We start from the raw sequence: 15,882 nt of genomic DNA, 5'->3' as shown, positions 1-15,882 counted from the left end.
CGCGGGCGGCCGCCGCCGCGCTCAGACCGCCGGCTGCGCCGCGGGGAGCACGAGGGCGGAGCGGCGGCCGAGGAGCCAGACCGTGAGCGCGAAGCCGCTCAGCACGGCTCCGGCGACGCAGACCGCGCCCCAGCCGCCGTGGCTCCAGAGGAACGAGGCGAGAGCCGAGCCCACCGCGCCGCAGACGAAGTTGGTGGTGATGAACGCGGTGTTGAGGCGGCTGCGCGCCGACGGGTCGACCTGGAACATCCGCGACTGCACCAGGATGTTGTGGCCCTGGATCGCGACGTCGAGCACGAGGATCGCGACGATCACGGCGACGACGGAGCCGCCGCCCAGTCCGCCGATCACGAACGACACCAGCACGGCCGCCCAGGCGACGCCGATCGCCGGCAGGGCGAGCCCGCGGTCGTGCAGGTGGCCCGCGCGCTGGGCCGCGATCGCGCCGGCCAGGCCGATCAGGCCGAAGAGGCCGATGGTGCCGACGTCGAAGGAGAAGGGCGGGGCGCTGAGGAGGAAGGTCAGCGACGTCCAGAACAGCGTGAAGACGGCGAACGAGGTGCCGCCGAGGGCGAGGCTCCAGCGGACCGAGCGCTCGCGGCGGACGATCGCGAAGACCGAGGCGATCAGCGCGGGGTAGCGCAGCCGGGTCCGCGGCGGGAGCGACGGGATCGCCCGGGCGAGGAGCACGGCGAGCACCACGCCCGCGATCGCCGCGACGACGTACACGGTGCGCCAGCCGGCGGCCTGCGCGATCAGTCCGCTGACGGTGCGGGAGACGAGGATGCCGGTCAGGATGCCCGAGACGACCGTGCCGACGACCCGGCCGCGGGTGGCGTCGTCGGCGAGGTCTCCCGCGAGCGGGGCGAGGATCTGGCCGGCGACGGTGGTCAGGCCGACGAGCGCGAGGGTCGCGACGAGCACGGCGAAGGTCGGGGCGAGCGCGCAGGCCAGCAGGGCGACGGAGGCGCAGAGCATCGCCGCCGGCACCAGGATCCGGCGGTCGAGCACGTCGCCGAGCGGGACGAAGAGGAGGACGCCGAGGGCGTAGCCGAGCTGCGTCGCAGTGACGAGCCAGCCCGCGGATCCGGTGCTCGTGCCGAGGTCGGTGGCGACGAAGTCGAGGAGCGGCTGCGCCCAGTAGAGGTTGCCGACGGCGACGCCGCCCGCGACGGCGAAGAGGAGAGTGGTGCGGCGGTTCACTCGGAGGTCCTGTCGGCGGGGGCGGAGCGGCGGGCGGGCGCGGCCTCGGCGGCCTCGGCGGTGTGCGTGGCCGACCAGCTCGCCAGCAGCCTCAGCGCGTCGTCGCTCGGCGAGCCGGGCTCGGCGCTGTAGATCAGGAAGTCGAGGCCGGGGTCGCCGAGGGGCTCGAACGCCTCGTAGCTGAGGTGCAGGTCGCCGACGACCGGGTGGTGGAAGTGCTTGCTGCCGCTGGCGTGGTGGCGCACCTCGTGGGCGCCCCAGCGGGTGCGGAACTCGTCGCTCCGGGTGGAGAGCTCGCCGATCAGGGCCTGGAGGGCGGCGTCGTGCGGGGCCCGGCCGGCCTCGGTGCGGAGGATGCCGACGGTGATGTCGGCGGCGGTGCTCCAGACCGGGTAGAACGCCTCGGCCAGCTCGCGCTGCAGGAAGGCGAAGCGGGCGAGGTTGACCGGCCGCTCCGGGAGCGCGTAGAGGTCGGCGTAGAGCGCGCGGAACAGGTCGTTCTCGACCAGGACGTCGAGACGGCCGTTGCGGACGAAGGCGGGGGCGGAGGTGATCGACTCGACCGCGAGGCGCATGCTCGGGCGGACGGTCGCGGGCTTCCGGCGGCGGGAGCGCAGCGGCGAGCCCTCGGCGGCGCGGGCGAGGTCGAAGAGGTGCTCGCGCTCGGCGTGGTCGAGGCGGAGGGCGGCGGCGAGCGCCTCGAGCACCGACTCGGAGGCGCCGCGCAGGTCGCCGCGCTCGAGCCGGGAGTAGTACTCGATGCTCACGCCGGCCAGCTGGGCGACCTCGCTGCGGCGCAGGCCAGGCACGCGCCGGTGGCCGCCGCCGGGGAGCTCGACCTGCTCGGGGGTCAGCCGCGCGCGCCGGGAGGTCAGGAAGTCGCGGGCCTCGGGGTCGTTCGTCATGCCTGTCACGCTACGGCTCGGGGGCGCGGTGAGGGGTGCCCTGCGGGGGCACCGGTGCTCCTCGACCGGCATGCTCGCCGTCGGTCCGCCGCTGCATGCTGATCGAGGAGCCCGCGGAGCGGGCGTATCGAGATCCGCGTCCGCCGGACGTGCTGGTGACGGTGGGTCTCGATACGCCCCGGCGGGGCTACTCGACCAGCAGAGTGCGCCCCTCCGGGGCTGCTCGACCGGCAGAGTGCGCCCCTTCGGGGCTGCTCGACCGGCGAAGGGGGACAGATTCTGTCCGCCTTCGTCGGCAGAGTGGAGGCATGAGCGCAGCAGAGAGCATCTCCCCCTTCCGCATCGACATCGGCGAGAGCGACGTCGAGGACCTCCGCCGCCGGCTCCGTGCCGCGCGACTGCCGGCGCCGCTGCCCGGCGACGACTGGGACACCGGCGTGCCGACCGGGACCCTCCGCCGGCTGGCCGAGGCCTGGGCGGAGTTCGACTGGCCGGCGCAGCAGGCGCGGCTGAACGAGGTGCCGCAGTTCACGACCGTGATCGACGGGCAGACGATCCACTTCGCGCACGTGCGCTCGGGCGTTCCCGGCGCGGTGCCGCTGCTGCTGACGCACGGCTGGCCCGGGTCGTTCCTCGAGCTGCTCGGGCTGATCGGGCCGCTGACCGACCCGGCCGCGCACGGCGGCGACCCGGCCGACGCGTTCGACGTCGTGATCCCGTCGATCCCCGGTTTCGGCTTCTCGATCCCCCTGACCGGCGGCGGTTGGCCGACCCGGCGGATCGCCGAGACCTGGGTGACCCTGATGGACCGGCTCGGCTACGACCGCTTCGCGGTGCAGGGCGGCGACCTCGGCGCGGGGATCTCGCCGGAGGTCGCGCGGGTGGCGCCGGAGCGGGTGATCGGCGTGCACGTGAACGGGACCCTCGGCTTCGTGCCCGAGGTCGACGAGGAGACCGCCGCCTCGCTCACGCCGCTGGAGCAGGATCGGCTGCGGCGCGTCCGCACCTTCATGACGGAGGAGTTCGGCTACATCGCGATCCAGTCGACGCGGCCGGGGCTCGTCGGCGAGCTGCTCAGCGACTCGCCGGTCGCGCAGCTGGCCTGGATGCTGGACAAGTTCCAGGCCTGGACGCACCCGGCCGGGACTCCGGCCGAGGAGATCGTCGGACTCGAGCTGCTGCTCGCGAACGCGTCGCTGTACTGGTTCACGGCGACGGCGGGGTCGGCCGCGTCCGTCGGCTACGCGCAGGAGAGCGAGTGGGGCGCGCCGCCGGAGAACTCGGGAGTGCCGACCGCGGTGATCTGCTTCGCGCACGACATCGGCATCCGGCGCTTCGTCGAGGACGCGCACACGATCGTGCGCTGGACGGACGTGCCGGAGCGCGGCGGGCACTTCGCGGCGCTGGAGGAGCCGGAGACGCTGGTCGCGGACGTGCGGGAGTTCCTGCGGCCGCTGCGCTGAGGGGGTGCTTCGGTGCTGTCACTGCCGATCGAGTGGCCCGCGGAGCGGGCGTCTCGGCATCCACCTCCGCCGGACGTGCTGGGGACAACGGGTCTCGATACGCCCCTGCGGGGCCACTCGACCAGCAAGGGAAGGGGTGCGTGGCGACGTCAGCCGCGGTCGAGGCGGGGTGCGGCGGCCAGCAGGCGGCGGGTGTAGTCCTCGCGCGGGGCGGCGAGCAGGGCGGCGGCCGGGCCCGACTCGACGAGGCGGCCGTCGCGCATCACGGCGATGCGATCGCTCATGTGCGCGATGACGCCGAGGTCGTGCGAGATCAGGAGCAGCGCGAGGCCGTGGCGGCGCTGCAGGTCGTCGAGCAGGTCGAGGATCTGCGCCTGGACCGAGACGTCGAGGGCCGAGACCGGCTCGTCGCAGATCAGCACGTCGGGGCGGGTCGCGAGGGCGCGCGCGATCGAGACGCGCTGGCGCTGGCCGCCGGACAGGGTCCGCGGCGAGCGGCGCTCCAGCGACGCGGCCAGGCCGACGCTCTCGAGCAGCGCGGGCACCGACTCCGCCCCCGCGTCGCGCAGCAGCCGGCCGACACTCCAGCGCGGGTCGAAGGACGACAGGCTGTCCTGGTAGATCGCGCCGATCCGCGGGCGCAGCGGTCGCCGTGCGCGCTCGGTCGCCGCCGACCACGGGCCGCCGTCGAACTCGACCGAGCCCGCATCCGGGCGCCGCAGCGCGAGCAGCAGCCGGGCGACCGTGCTCTTGCCCGAGCCGGACTCGCCGACGAGGCCGAGCGTCTCGCCGCGGCGCAGCTCCAGGCCGACGCCGTCGACGGCGGTGCGGGTGCCGCCGCCGGGACGGGGGAAGCGGGTGACCAGCTCGGTCGCGTGCAGCAGCACCTCGCCGGGCGGCGCGGGCGGGACGACGGGGCGCCGCCGGGTCGGTCAGTCGCGAGCCGCGCGGCCGCCCGGCCGGCACCGCCGCGACCAGCGCGCGCGCCTGCACCGACTCCGGCGCGCGCAGCACCCGCGAGGCCGGGCCGTCCTCCACCACGCGGCCGTCGGCGAGCACCAGGATGCGGTCGGCGAGCCCGGCGACGACGGCGAGGTCGTGCGAGACCAGCAGCAGCGCCCGGCCGCGGGCCTTCTGCTCGGCGAACAGCTCGAGCACCCGCGCCTGCACGGTGACGTCGAGCGCGGTGGTCGGCTCGTCGGCCACGAGCAGAGGCGGATCGAGGGCGATCGCGGCGGCGAGCAGCGCGCGCTGCCGGAGCCCGCCGGAGAGCTCGCCGGAGCGGTCGCGCATCCGCTCCTCCGGGTCGGGCATGCCGACGCTCGCGAGCACCTCGGCGACGCGTGCCGACGCCTCGGCCGCGGAGAGCCGGGCGTGCAGACGCAGCACGTCGCCGATCTCGCGGCCGATCGGGCGCAGCGGATCGAGCGAGAGCAGTGCGTCCTGCGGCACGAAGCCCACGCCGGCCCCGCGGAGGCGTCGCAGGGCCCGCGCGCCGGCGCCGATCACCTCCTGGTCGCCGATCCGGACGCTCCCGGTCGCCGCGCCACCGCTGAGCCCCAGCAGGGCCCGCGCGGTCACGCTCTTGCCCGAGCCCGACTCGCCGACGATCGCGACGCACTCCCCCGGCTCGACCTGGAACGAGACCCCGTGCACGACCTCGACGCCGTCGAAGGCGACCCGGAGGTCCTCCACCACGGCGGCGCTGCCGGCGCGCCCGGCGCTCATCGCGCACCCCGCAGCCGGCCGCCGAGCACGGTCGTCGCGATCGTGGTCAGCACGATGACGAGGCCCGGGAAGACCGTCAGCCACCACGCGCTCGCGAGGTAGGTCCGGCCGGCGGAGAGCATCGCGCCCCACTCCGGCGCCGGCGGCTCCGCACCGAGGCCGAGGTAGCTGAGCGCCGACGCCCAGACGATCGCCTGCCCGACGCCGAGCGTCGCGAGCACCGCGAGCGGGCCGAAGGTGTTGGGCAGCACGTGCGCGAACAGGATCCGCGGCGCGGAGTGGCCGAGCACCCGCGCGGCCTCGACGTAGCCGGAGTCGCGGATGCCGAGCAGCTGCGTGCGCAGGATGCGCGCGTAGCCGGGCGCGGTGGAGAGGCCGACCGCGATCGTCGCGGGGACGACTCCGGGACCGGTGACCACGATCACCAGCAGCGCGAGCAGGAGCGCCGGGAAGGCGAAGAGCACCTCGAGGATCCGGCCGATCACTCCGTCGACGAAGCGGCCGCCGAACGCCGCGGCGACGCCGAGGAGCGCGCCGAGCACGAGGCCGATGGCGGTCGCGCTCACACCGATGAGCAGGGAGGCGCCGGCGCCCGCGATGAGGCGGCTCAGGACGTCGCGGCCGGACTCGTCGGTGCCGAGGAGGTGCGCGGCGGAGGGCGGCGTGAAGGCGTCGCGCGGGGCGATGGCGAGCGGGTCTGCCGGTGCGAGGATCCCGGGCGCGACGGCGGCGAGCAGGAGCAGCACGACGAAGGCGAGGGCGAGCAGCTCGCCGACGACGCAGGGCGGCGGGCGCCCGCGCGCGGCAGGCGGGCGGCGCGCAGCTCGAGCTCGCTCATGCGCCGGCCCCCTGGTGCCCGGCGCCGATGCGCCGGTCGAGGCGGCGGGGACCGGCCAGGCGCGGATCGACCAGGCGCGTCACGAGGTCGGTCGCCAGCGTGACGACGATGTAGGCGAGAGCGGTGACGAGCACCACTCCGGTGACCACGGGCACGTCGCGCACGGTCACCGCCGCCAGCAGCGTGCGGCCGAGGCCCGGCCGGGCGAAGATCGTCTCGACCACGACCGCTCCGCCGATCAGGTAGCCGAAGGCCCAGCCCGACAGCGAGACCCCGGGCAGCACCGCGTGCCGCAGGGCGTGCCGGAGCCGGATGCCGAGCTCGCCCTCGCCGCGGGCTCGGGCCGCGAGCACGAAGGGCGACTCCAGCGCGTCGAGGAGGGAGCGGCGCATCACCTGGCCGAGGAAGCCGGCCAGCGGGATCGCGAGGGTCAGCGCCGGCAGCACGAGTCCGTTCGCGGAGCCGGTGCTGACCGGCGGGAACCAGCGCAGCGCGGTCGCGAAGACGGCGATCAGCACGGTCGCGAGCCAGAAGTGCGGGAGCGCGGCGGCGGTCAGCTCGAGTCCGGAGCCGATCGCGGCGGCGACGCGGCCGCCGCGGGTCGACCAGAGGGCGGTGGCGAGCGCGAGGATCCACGCGGCGGTCAGCGCGAGCGCGGCGAGCAGCAGGGTGCCGGGCAGCTGCTGGCCGAGCATCTCGGCGACGGGAGTGCGCAGGGAGTAGGAGGTGCCGAGGTCGCCGCGGGCGAGGCGGCCGAGCTGGGTGAGGTACTGCACGAGGAGCGGCTGGTCGAGGCCGTACTGCTCGCGGACGGCGGCGAGCGCCTCCGGCGACGCCTGCGAGCCGGGGCCGCCGAGGATCGCCTGCGCGGGGTCGCCGGGGATCAGGCGGATGAGGAAGAACACGGCGGTCGCGACGGCCCAGAGCACCACGAGCGCGCCGCCGAGGCGGAGGAGGACGCGACGGATCACGCGGGGCTCCTCTCGGGGTGCGTGTTCTGGCGGGTGGGTCTCGATACGCGGCTGCGCCGCTACTCGACCAGCATGAAGGGCGGCTGCTCGACCAGCAGGCAGGGCGCTTCTTGCTGATCGAGTAGCCCGCGCAGCGGGCGTATCGAGATCCACCCCGCTGCAGACGGCGGGTCTCGATACGCCGCGTGCCGCGGCTGCTCGACCAGCAGGCGGGGCGCTCCTTTGCTGATCGAGTAGCCCGCGGAGCGGGCGTATCGAGATCCGGCGCCGCCGAGCGTCAGAGCCAGGCGTCCGCGAACCAGGGCGTCGAGACGGTGGCCAGGGCCGCGACGCCCTGGACGGCCGAGCGGTGCAGGTAGTGGTTCTGCTGGTCGTAGAGCGGCAGGATCCAGTAGCCCTCGAGCACGATCTTCTGCGCCTGGGTGTAGAGGTCGGCGCGCTCGGTCTCGTCGACGGTGGCGCTCGCCTGCTCCAGCAGGGCGTCGAGCGCCGGGTCGTTCACCTGGGCGTGGTTGGCGAAGTAGCCGCTCGGCGCCGGGGTGATGCCGGAGGACGCGTAGAGGGTGCGCAGGACGTCCGGACCGACCTTCGTGTACGGCGCGCTGACCAGCTCGTACTCGTTCGCCGCGAGCGCGGTGTACCAGCTGGAGAGGTCCAGCAGGCTGATCTGCACGTCGAAGCCGGCGACCTTCGCCGACGCCTGGATCTGCTCGAACAGCGACTGCTCGGCCGGGATCGACTGGTTGGTGCTGACCGGGAGGCGCAGCGTGAGCGGCGCGCCGTCCTTGTCGCGGATCCCGTCGCCGTCGGAGTCGACCCAGCCCGCGGCCGTGAGGAGGTCCTCCGCGGCGGCGATCTCGTCGTCCGAGCCGGCATCCTCGAAGAGCGAGGGGTCGGAGTACGCGGTCGCCTCGCTGCTCGACAGCGGCGAGTACGAGCGCGCGGCGGTGCCGAAGAAGAGGGAGTCGATCGCGTCGTTCACGCCGACGGCGCGGACGAACGCCTCGCGGACGCTCTCGTCGTCGAACGGCGACTGGCCCGAGTTGAGCTCGAGGCGGTTGACCGAGCCGGGGCGGGGCGCGTCGATCTCGACGAGGTCGGAGGCGTCGCTCGCCGCGGCGAGCGTGTCGGGCTGAGCGTTGTCGATCACGTCGACCTCGCCCGCCTGCAGCGCGGCGTAGCGGGTCGCCGAGTCCGGGATGAAGCGCCAGGTGATGCTGGAGAGGTAGGCGGGGCCGTCGTGGCCGTCGCCGGTCGGGCCGGTCGAGGAGTCGTAGGCGTCGTTGCGGGTGAGGGTCACGTGGTCCTGCTTGACCCACTCCGTCACCGTGAACGGGCCGGTGCCGACGGGCGCCTCGCAGTTCGCCTCCTCGCCGCGGGCGATGCCGGTGGGCGACTCGATCGCGGTCCACGGCTGCGAGAGCGACTCGAGCAGCGCGCTGTCCGGGGTGCTGAGGGTGAAGCGGGCGACGGTCGGCGAGACGGCCGTGACCGACTCGACCTTCGCGACGGCGAGGTAGCCGGTGGAGGACTTGGTCGCCGGGTCCTGCAGATGCGCGATGTTCGCGGCGACGGCGTCCGCGTCGAGCGGCGATCCGTCGGTGAAGGTCAGGCCCTCGCGGAGGGTGAAGTCGTAGCTGAGCGCGTCGTCGGAGACGGTCCACGACTCCGCGAGCCACGGGGTGATCGTGCCGTCGTCGCTGCGGGAGACGAGCGATTCGAGGACCTGCGTTGCGAGCAGCGCCTGCGGGTAGTTGCCGCCGACGTGCGGGTCGAGGCAGGTGGGCTCGGCGTCGCCGGTCGCGTAGGTGAGGACGCCGTCGGCGACGGGGGTGCTGGATCCGCCGCCCGTGTCGCCGCCGTCGGCCGTGCAGCCGGTCAGCAGGAGGGCGGAGGCCGCGAGGGCGGCGAGGGCGTGGCGGCGCAGAGTCATGGCGGCTTTCGTCAGGGGGGGAGGTGTCGGGTTTCTTGGACCCGACCCACTAAACGCTACCAGCGCGCTCAGCCTCGATGCGGAGGTCCCCCGTTCTGCCCGTCCCCGCGAGATGCCACTTGTGCACGCGACACGCCGTGAAAAGCGTGCACAAGTGGCATCTCGCGGAGGGGGCGGACCAGGGGGTCAGCCGGCCGTCGAGGCGCGGACGACGAGCTCGGGCTGGAAGACGACCTGGCGCGGGGCCGCCTCGAGCAGCAGCTCGACGGCGGTCGCGCCGATCAGGGCGCTCGGCTGGCGGATGCTCGACAGCGGCACGATCGTGGCGGTCGCGAAGGCGATGTCGTCGTAGCCGATCAGTGCCACGTCCTCCGGCACCCGCAGATCGCCGAGCAGCATCAGGCCCTGCAGCACGCCGACGGCGAGCAGGTCGTTCGCGCAGAACACGGCGTCGGGGCGGGCGGAGGCGTCGCGCTCGGCGAGCGCTCGGCCCGCCGCCCGGCCGTCCAGCACGGTCAGCCCGGGCGTCGGCAGCACCTCGAGCGTCGCGCCGTCGACCGCCGCCACCGCCTCGCGCGCGCCGGCGAACCGGTCGGCGACCTGGCGGATCGACTCCGAACCGCCCACCACCGCGATCCGGCGGCGGCCGAGTCCGAGCAGGTGCTCGACCGCGAGCCGCCCGCCGGCGACGTCGTCGACCGCGACCGAGGAGAGCGCGTCGTCGCCGGACTCCCGGTCGACGAGGACGCAGGGGATGCCGTGCGAGCGCAGGCGCGCGAGCCGCGCCGACCCCTCCCCCTGCGGCGAGATCAGCACGCCGCTCACCCGCTGCTCCTCGAACAGGTCGAGGTAGGAGTCCTCGCGATCGGCCTCCGCGTCGGTGCTCGCGAGCAGGACGGCGAGACCCGCCTCGGCGGCGCGGGACTGGGCCCCGCGGGCGAGCTCGGCGAAGAACGGGTTGCCGGCGTCGAGCACGACGAGGCCGATGCTGCGGCTGCGGCCGGCGCGGAGCTGGCGGGCGGCGTCGTTGCGGACGAAGCCGAGCTCGGCGATCGCGGTCTGCACCCGCTGGACGGATGCGGCGCCCACCTTCTCCGGCCGGTTCAGCACGTTGGAGACGGTGCCGACGGAGACTCCGGCGCGGGCGGCGACGTCGCGGACGCTGATGGACGGCACGGCGTCTCCTCTCGTCGTCGCGGATCGCAGAGCTGCGGGCGATCCGGGAATCATCTCATCCGGCGGCACCGCCGCGGGTGTCCCTCGCAGCAGGCCTTTGACAGCCCGGGAAGCAGGGCGATACGCTCACTCCACGGCGCTGTGAAACGATTCATACGGTGCCGCCCGATCGGCGCCCGCCGCGGCCGGTCGGACCGCCCCGCACAGAAGGACCCCACCGTGACCGACCTCAGCCCCGACGTCCTCCGCCAGCTCGAGCAGCAGGCGATCGAACTGCCCTCCTGGGCGTTCGGCAACTCCGGCACCCGCTTCAAGGTGTTCAGCACGCCGGGCACGCCGCGCACGATCGAGGAGAAGATCGCGGACGCGGCGAAGGTCAACGAGCTGACCGGCCTCGCCCCGAGCGTCGCGCTGCACATCCCGTGGGACAAGGTCGAGGACTACTCGGCGCTGGGCGACTACGCCGCGTCGAAGGGCGTCGCGCTCGGCACGATCAACTCGAACACCTTCCAGGACGACGACTACAAGTTCGGCTCGCTCACGCACTCCGATCCGGTGATCCGCCAGAAGGCGATCGACCACCACCTCGCCTGCATCGACATCATGGACGCGACCGGCTCGCGCGACCTCAAGATCTGGCTCGCCGACGGCTCGAACTACCCGGGCCAGCAGGACATCCGCGGCCGCCAGGACCGCCTCGCCGACTCGCTCGCCGCGATCTACGAGCGCCTCGGCACCGAGCAGCGCCTCGTCCTCGAGTACAAGTTCTTCGAGCCCGCGTTCTACCACACCGATGTTCCGGACTGGGGCACCTCCTACGCCCACGTCGCCGCGCTCGGCGACCGCGCCCTGGTCTGCCTCGACACCGGCCACCACGCGCCGGGCACCAACATCGAGTTCATCGTCGCCCAGCTGCTGCGCCTCGGGAAGCTCGGCTCGTTCGACTTCAACTCGCGCTTCTACGCCGACGACGACCTGATCGTCGGGGCGGCGGACCCGTTCCAGCTGTTCCGCATCCTCTTCGAGGTGGTGCGCGGCGGCGGCTACGGACCAGACTCGCCCGTCGCCTTCATGCTGGACCAGTGCCACAACGTCGAGGACAAGATCCCCGGCCAGATCCGCTCGGTGCTGAACGTGCAGGAGATGACGGCGCGCGCGCTGCTCGTCGACCGCGCGGCCCTCGAGGAGGCGCAGCTCGCCGGCGACGTGCTCGGCGCGAACGGGATCTTCATGGACGCCTTCTACTCCGACGTCCGCCCGGCCCTCGCGGCCTGGCGCTCGGAGCGCGGGCTGCCGGCCGACCCGATGGCGGCGTATGCGACTTCGGGCCACGCGCAGGCGCTGGCGGACGAGCGCGTCGGCGGCACGCAGTCGAGCTGGGGCGCGTAGGTCTCGGCGGAGACGCGTGCACAACTCAGGCTGAAAGGGCGGATTCGACCGATTTCGACGGATTCGGGGGTTCTGGCCTGAGTTGTGCACGGCGGTCGGGCGTGACCGGCCGGCGAGCGGGGCGCTGCGTGTCATCGGGTGCGGATCCGAGTGCGATCCGGGCCGTTCGGCTCGCGGAACGAACTCCGGCACGCGGAACGACCCTCGGCTCGCGGAACCGCGCCGTTTCGACGAGCCGGACGCGTTTCTCCGAGCCCGACGTCGCTCCGACACCTCCCGGCACGCAGAAGCGACTCCGGCTCGCGGAATCCGGCCGTTTCCGCGAGCCGGAGGCGATTCCGCGAGCCGGAGGTCGCTCCGGGGTCAGAGCGCGGCGCGGACGCCGTCGACCAGGTCGTGCTGCGCGTCCCGGCCCGCGCGGGTCGGCACCAGCGGGTACACGTGGAGCTGACCGACCGCCTCGTGCAGCTCGAACGGCACGCCGGCCGCCGCCGCCCTCTCGGCGAGGACGTGCGCGTCGGGATTCAGCACGTCGCGGGTGCCGGTGTACACGCTGATCGGGCCGAGGCCGGCGAGGTCTCCGAAGAGGGGACTCACGATCGGGTCGAGCAGATCGAGCCCACCGCGCCACTTCTCGGCCAGGACGCGGCCGCCGGGCGTGCCCAGCCACGGGTCGCTCGGCTGCACCTCGGGGATGCGCGGGTTGCTCCAGGAGAGATCGAGCGCGGGCGAGATGAGCGTGGTCAGCGGCAGGGCGACGCCCTCGTCGCGCAGGGCCAGGGCGGTCGAGAGCGCGATCTGACCTCCGGCCGAGTCGCCGGCGAGCGCCGTCGCTCCGTGCCGCTCGAGACTCCGGCGCACCAGCGCGAGCACGCCGTCGCGGGCCTCGACCGCGGTCCCGAAGGGGACGAGCCGGTAGATCGGGAGGGTCACCGCGACCGAGGCCTCGTCGGCGATGCGGGCGGCGAGCCACCAGTGCTGCGGCGCGATCTCGTTCACCCAGCCGCCGCCGTGCACGTAGACCACGCCACCGCGGATCCGCTGCGGCCGGATCGTGTAGACCGGCCGGCCGCCGACCTGCTCGACGTCGACGCGCACGCCGGGCCGCAGCCGCGGGGGCGGGCCGAAGCGCGTCGGCCGGAGCGCGTTCTCGCGGATCCGGCGGCGGGCGCCGTCCGCGGAGACGAACGTGCGGTTGGCGCGGGCGAGCCGCAGAGCGAGCGGAACGAGGGCGTCGGGAACGGCGGGGAGCATGCCTCGAGCATCCCCCGCCGGAGTGCACGGAGCCTGGCAGCGGCGGGGCGGCCGGGCTCGATCGCTCAGTGGCCGGCGTGCTCCTCGTCCTCGAGGACGAGGCCGACGGAGGTGGCGCAGGCGTCGCCGCGCCACGCCTCCGCTCCCTCGCGCAGGGCGAACGCGACGATGACCAGGCCGGCGACCGGGTCGGCCCACCACCAGCCGAGCGCGGAGTCGAGGACCAGGCCGAGCAGGATGGCGGCGGACAGCGCCGCGCAGACGAGGGTCTGCTTCGAGTCGGCGACGACGGCCGGGGAGTCGAGCTCGACTCCGACGCGCCGCTCGGCGAGGGAGAGCCCCGGCATCACCAGCAGGCTGAGCGCGGTGAGGACGAGGCCGACGGTGCTGTGCTCCGCCTCCCGCCCGCCGGTCAGCGCGAGCACCGACGAGACGCCGACGGAGGCCGCGAGCGCGAAGAACGCGACGGCGACGACCCGCAGAGTCCCCCGCTCCCAGCGCTCCGGGTCGCGGCGGGTGAACTGCCAGGCGACGGCGGCGGCCGAGAGCACCTCGACGCCCGAGTCGAGGCCGAAGCCGACCAGCGCGGTCGAGGACGCGGCGGCGCCGGCGCTCAGCGCGACGGCCGCCTCGACGAGGTTGTAGCCGATGGTCGCCGCGACGATCAGGCGCACGCGGCGGCGCAGCAGGGCGCGGCGGTCGACGGTGAGGGCGGTCACGAGCAGGTGCAGGCGTCGCCGGAGCAGCAGCCGGGATCGACGTAGAGGACGACGCGGAGCAGGTCGTCGAGCGCGGGGGCGAGGTGCCCGTCGGCGAGGCGGTACCAGGTGCGGCGGCCCTCCGGGACGGCGGTGACGAGGCCGCAGCCGCGCAGACAGGCGAGGTGGTTGGACATCGACTGCCGGGACACGCCGAGGGCGTCGGCGAGATCGGACGGGTAGGCGGGGGCCTCGCGCAGCATCAGCAGGATGCTCGCGCGGGTGGGGTCGGAGAGCGCGGCGCCGAGCCGGGCGAGCGCGGCGGTGTGGGTGAGCGTCGCGGTGACGGCGGGGGGCGCAGCGGTGGGCGCGGCGGGCGGGGCCGTGAGGGCGATCGGGGTGGAGGTCACTCCCGCAGAGTACAGCGATCGATGTACTGACGGGAAGGCCCGTCGACTCGGTGTGCACTTTCGGCTCGTGGAACCGGCTCCGGCACGCCGGAACAGCCGGATCTCGCGAGCCGGACGCGAAGCTGCGAGCCGAAGGTCGGGAGCAGCACCTTCGGCTCGTAGAACCGGCTCCGGCACGTTGGAACCGTCGGATCTAGCGAGCCGGACTCGAAACCACGAGCCGGAGGTCGGGAGCAGCAGCACCTCCGGCTCGTAGAACCGGCTTCGGCACGCCGGAATGTCCCGATTCTGCGAGCCGGACGCGGAACCGCGAGCCGGAGGTCGGACGGAGGTTGCGGGTCCCGCCGGCCCGCGGAGGTTCAGTCGCCGCCGCCGCCGCCTCCGTCCGAGCCGCCGCCATCCGAGGCGCCGCCGCTCGAGCCGCCGCCGTCGGGATCCCCGCCGGACGGGCCGGCGTCGGGGCCGTCCGCGCCGGGGCCCGGCCGCCGTCGCGCCCGTCGGCGGCACCCGATCCGGCGTCTCCGCCCGTCGCGGCGGCGGGCGACGACCCGCTCGGCGGGCCGGGACGCGCACCGGGAGCGCCGGCGCGCAGGCGGAGGACCGTGGCGATGACGGAGCCGAGGACGGCGATCCCCACGACGAGCGCGACGAGCACTCCGATCTGCTGGTCGTCCACGTCCGGCTCCTGACTGCGTGAGAGGATCTTCAGCTTCACCGTACCGAGCCCGGGCTGAGCGCGGGAGTCGCGGCAGAACGTCAGCCACGAGCGCCGCTCATCGCTGATCGTCGATGAGATGCCCTTCCGGCTGATGTTCTGCAGCGAGGCCGCCGCGATCGGGGTGGCGGGCACTCCGAACCGTGAGCGCGGCGAGCGCTACGGTGACCCCATGCCGAGACAGCCGACGATCCGCGACGTCGCCGTGAGCGCCGGCGTCTCGTACCAGACCGTCTCGCGCGTGCTCAACGACAGCCCGCAGGTCCGGCCGCGCACCCGCGACAAGGTGCTCGCGGCGATCGACGACCTCGGCTTCCGGCGCAGCGCCGCGGCCCGCGCACTCGCGGCCGGACGCTCGGGACTGATCGGCATCCTCGCGGCGGAGAGCCACAGCTTCTACGGCACGGCCACCGCGATGGCCGCGATCGAGCAGGCCGCCCGGGACGCCGGCTACCGGGTCCCGGTCGTGAACGCGGCGCCCGACGCGGAGTCGCTGGCCGACGGGCTCGAGCACCTCCAGCGCGAGGCGGTCGAGGCGATCGTCGTGCTGGCACCGCAGGAGCGCGCGCTCGACGCGATCGAGAGCCTCGCGATCGGGGTGCCGTTCGTCACGCTCGGCGCGGCGGGCCGTGGCGCCGACCCGCGTCTCCTCGTCGACCAGGCGGCGGGCGCGCGGCTCGCCACCGAGCACCTCCTCGCGCTCGGGCACATCCGCATCGCGCATCTCGCCGGCCCGCAGCACTGGGTGGAGGCACACGCGCGGCTCGACGGGTTCACCGCGCGGATGGCGGGGGCCGGGCTGGAGCCGGCGGCCGTGATCAGCGGCGACTGGACGGCGGAGTCGGGCTACCGCGCGGGCCTGCGGCTGCTCGACGAGGTCGCCGAGCTCACCGCGGTGGTCGCGGGCAACGACCAGATGGCGCTCGGACTGCTGCACGCCTGCGCCGATCGGGACGTGCGGGTGCCCGAGGACCTGAGCGTCGTCGGCTTCGACGACGTGCCGGAGGCCGCGCACTACCGGCCGCCGCTGACGACGATCCGGCAGGACTTCGCCGAGGTCGGCCGCCGCACCATCGGCGTGGTGCTGGCGGAGCTCCGCGGCGAGCCGGCCGCCGTCGACCGGCCGGTGCCGCCGGTGCTGGTGGAGCGGGACTCGACGCGGGCACGCTGAGGCCGGGGTTCCGGCGGGGGCGGGTCTC

The 15,882-nt window shown here is 74.5% G+C and carries 13 protein-coding genes and 1 pseudogene; 3 read left to right on the top strand and 11 right to left on the bottom strand.

Going from position 1 to position 15,882, the window contains the following annotated elements:
- Window positions 1-21: 21 nt before the first annotated feature.
- Both GSU72_RS02725 and GSU72_RS02720 read right to left on the bottom strand, forming a co-directional pair.
- Complete coding sequence (locus tag GSU72_RS02725) at window positions 22-1,203, bottom strand: MFS transporter (protein ID WP_159983518.1); 1,182 nt, start codon at window positions 1,201-1,203, stop codon at window positions 22-24.
- Entirely contained in the window at window positions 1,200-2,108 is a 909-nt protein-coding gene (locus tag GSU72_RS02720) for a helix-turn-helix transcriptional regulator (protein ID WP_159983516.1), read from the bottom strand. The genes GSU72_RS02725 and GSU72_RS02720 overlap by 4 nt, the downstream gene beginning before the upstream one ends.
- 308 nt (window positions 2,109-2,416) lie before the next feature.
- Between GSU72_RS02720 and GSU72_RS02715 the strand changes: the two genes are divergently transcribed.
- Window positions 2,417-3,571, top strand: a complete 1,155-nt coding sequence (locus tag GSU72_RS02715; protein WP_159983514.1) for an epoxide hydrolase family protein — start codon at window positions 2,417-2,419, stop codon at window positions 3,569-3,571.
- A 149-nt stretch (window positions 3,572-3,720) separates the two neighbouring features.
- On the opposite strand, the gene GSU72_RS21430 is transcribed toward GSU72_RS02715, so the two are convergent.
- The 6 genes and pseudogenes from GSU72_RS21430 to GSU72_RS02685 all read right to left on the bottom strand — a co-directional run bounded on the left by GSU72_RS21430 (window position 3,721) and on the right by GSU72_RS02685 (window position 10,217).
- Window positions 3,721-4,458: a dipeptide/oligopeptide/nickel ABC transporter ATP-binding protein gene (locus tag GSU72_RS21430; RefSeq protein ID WP_159983512.1), complete on the bottom strand. Its 738-nt coding sequence runs from the start codon at window positions 4,456-4,458 to the stop codon at window positions 3,721-3,723.
- Between the two features lie 256 nt (window positions 4,459-4,714).
- Window positions 4,715-5,299: pseudogene (locus GSU72_RS21425) on the bottom strand (ATP-binding cassette domain-containing protein); the annotation flags it as partial.
- Window positions 5,296-6,045, bottom strand: a complete 750-nt coding sequence (locus GSU72_RS02700) for an ABC transporter permease (protein WP_348272796.1) — start codon at window positions 6,043-6,045, stop codon at window positions 5,296-5,298. The pseudogene GSU72_RS21425 and the gene GSU72_RS02700, both read right to left, overlap by 4 nt.
- Window positions 6,046-6,133: 88 nt before the next feature.
- The gene (locus GSU72_RS02695) at window positions 6,134-7,108 is read right to left on the bottom strand and encodes an ABC transporter permease (protein ID WP_244255940.1); all 975 of its coding nucleotides are present in this window, start codon (window positions 7,106-7,108) and stop codon (window positions 6,134-6,136) included.
- Window positions 7,109-7,385: 277 nt separating this feature from the next.
- Window positions 7,386-9,041, bottom strand: a complete 1,656-nt coding sequence (locus tag GSU72_RS02690; RefSeq protein ID WP_159983510.1) for an ABC transporter substrate-binding protein — start codon at window positions 9,039-9,041, stop codon at window positions 7,386-7,388.
- A 186-nt stretch (window positions 9,042-9,227) separates the two neighbouring features.
- On the bottom strand, window positions 9,228-10,217 hold the full coding sequence (locus GSU72_RS02685; protein ID WP_244255939.1) for a LacI family DNA-binding transcriptional regulator: 990 nt from the start codon (window positions 10,215-10,217) through the stop codon (window positions 9,228-9,230).
- A 219-nt stretch (window positions 10,218-10,436) separates the two neighbouring features.
- Here GSU72_RS02685 and rhaI point away from each other — a divergent pair, with 219 nt between their 5' ends.
- On the top strand, window positions 10,437-11,606 hold the full coding sequence (gene rhaI, locus GSU72_RS02680) for an L-rhamnose isomerase (RefSeq protein ID WP_159983506.1): 1,170 nt from the start codon (window positions 10,437-10,439) through the stop codon (window positions 11,604-11,606).
- A gap of 363 nt (window positions 11,607-11,969) precedes the next feature.
- Here the strand turns inward: rhaI and GSU72_RS02675 are convergent, their stop codons facing one another.
- The 3 genes from GSU72_RS02675 to GSU72_RS02665 form a co-directional block, all read right to left on the bottom strand.
- Window positions 11,970-12,860: an alpha/beta hydrolase fold domain-containing protein gene (locus GSU72_RS02675; protein ID WP_159983504.1), complete on the bottom strand. Its 891-nt coding sequence runs from the start codon at window positions 12,858-12,860 to the stop codon at window positions 11,970-11,972.
- A 65-nt stretch (window positions 12,861-12,925) separates the two neighbouring features.
- Window positions 12,926-13,579, bottom strand: a complete 654-nt coding sequence (locus GSU72_RS02670; protein WP_159983502.1) for a cation transporter — start codon at window positions 13,577-13,579, stop codon at window positions 12,926-12,928.
- Window positions 13,576-13,953 (bottom strand): metalloregulator ArsR/SmtB family transcription factor, encoded by a 378-nt coding sequence (locus GSU72_RS02665; protein WP_159986596.1) that lies wholly within the window; start codon window positions 13,951-13,953, stop codon window positions 13,576-13,578. Before GSU72_RS02665 ends, GSU72_RS02670 begins: the two co-directional genes overlap by 4 nt.
- 902 nt (window positions 13,954-14,855) lie before the next feature.
- Here GSU72_RS02665 and GSU72_RS02660 point away from each other — a divergent pair.
- On the top strand, window positions 14,856-15,854 hold the full coding sequence (locus tag GSU72_RS02660) for a substrate-binding domain-containing protein (RefSeq protein ID WP_159983500.1): 999 nt from the start codon (window positions 14,856-14,858) through the stop codon (window positions 15,852-15,854).
- Window positions 15,855-15,882: the final 28 nt, after the last annotated feature.

The organism is Rathayibacter sp. VKM Ac-2760, from assembly GCF_009834185.1.
Lineage (GTDB): Bacteria > Actinomycetota > Actinomycetes > Actinomycetales > Microbacteriaceae > Rathayibacter.
Note: the sequence above shows the minus strand (reverse complement) of the source record. Positions and strands in the feature narration are given on the sequence as shown.

Bases quoted from the DNA above. Each gene is read 5' to 3' on its own strand.
- GSU72_RS02720 (WP_159983516.1), bottom strand. From the start codon at position 2,108: ATGACGAACGACCCCGAGGCCCGCGACTTCCTGACCTCCCGGCGCGCG.
- GSU72_RS02715 (WP_159983514.1), top strand. From the start codon at position 2,417: ATGAGCGCAGCAGAGAGCATCTCCCCCTTCCGCATCGACATCGGCGAG.
- GSU72_RS02690 (WP_159983510.1), bottom strand. From the start codon at position 9,041: ATGACTCTGCGCCGCCACGCCCTCGCCGCCCTCGCGGCCTCCGCCCTC.
- GSU72_RS02675 (WP_159983504.1), bottom strand. From the start codon at position 12,860: ATGCTCCCCGCCGTTCCCGACGCCCTCGTTCCGCTCGCTCTGCGGCTC.
- GSU72_RS02660 (WP_159983500.1), top strand. From the start codon at position 14,856: ATGCCGAGACAGCCGACGATCCGCGACGTCGCCGTGAGCGCCGGCGTC.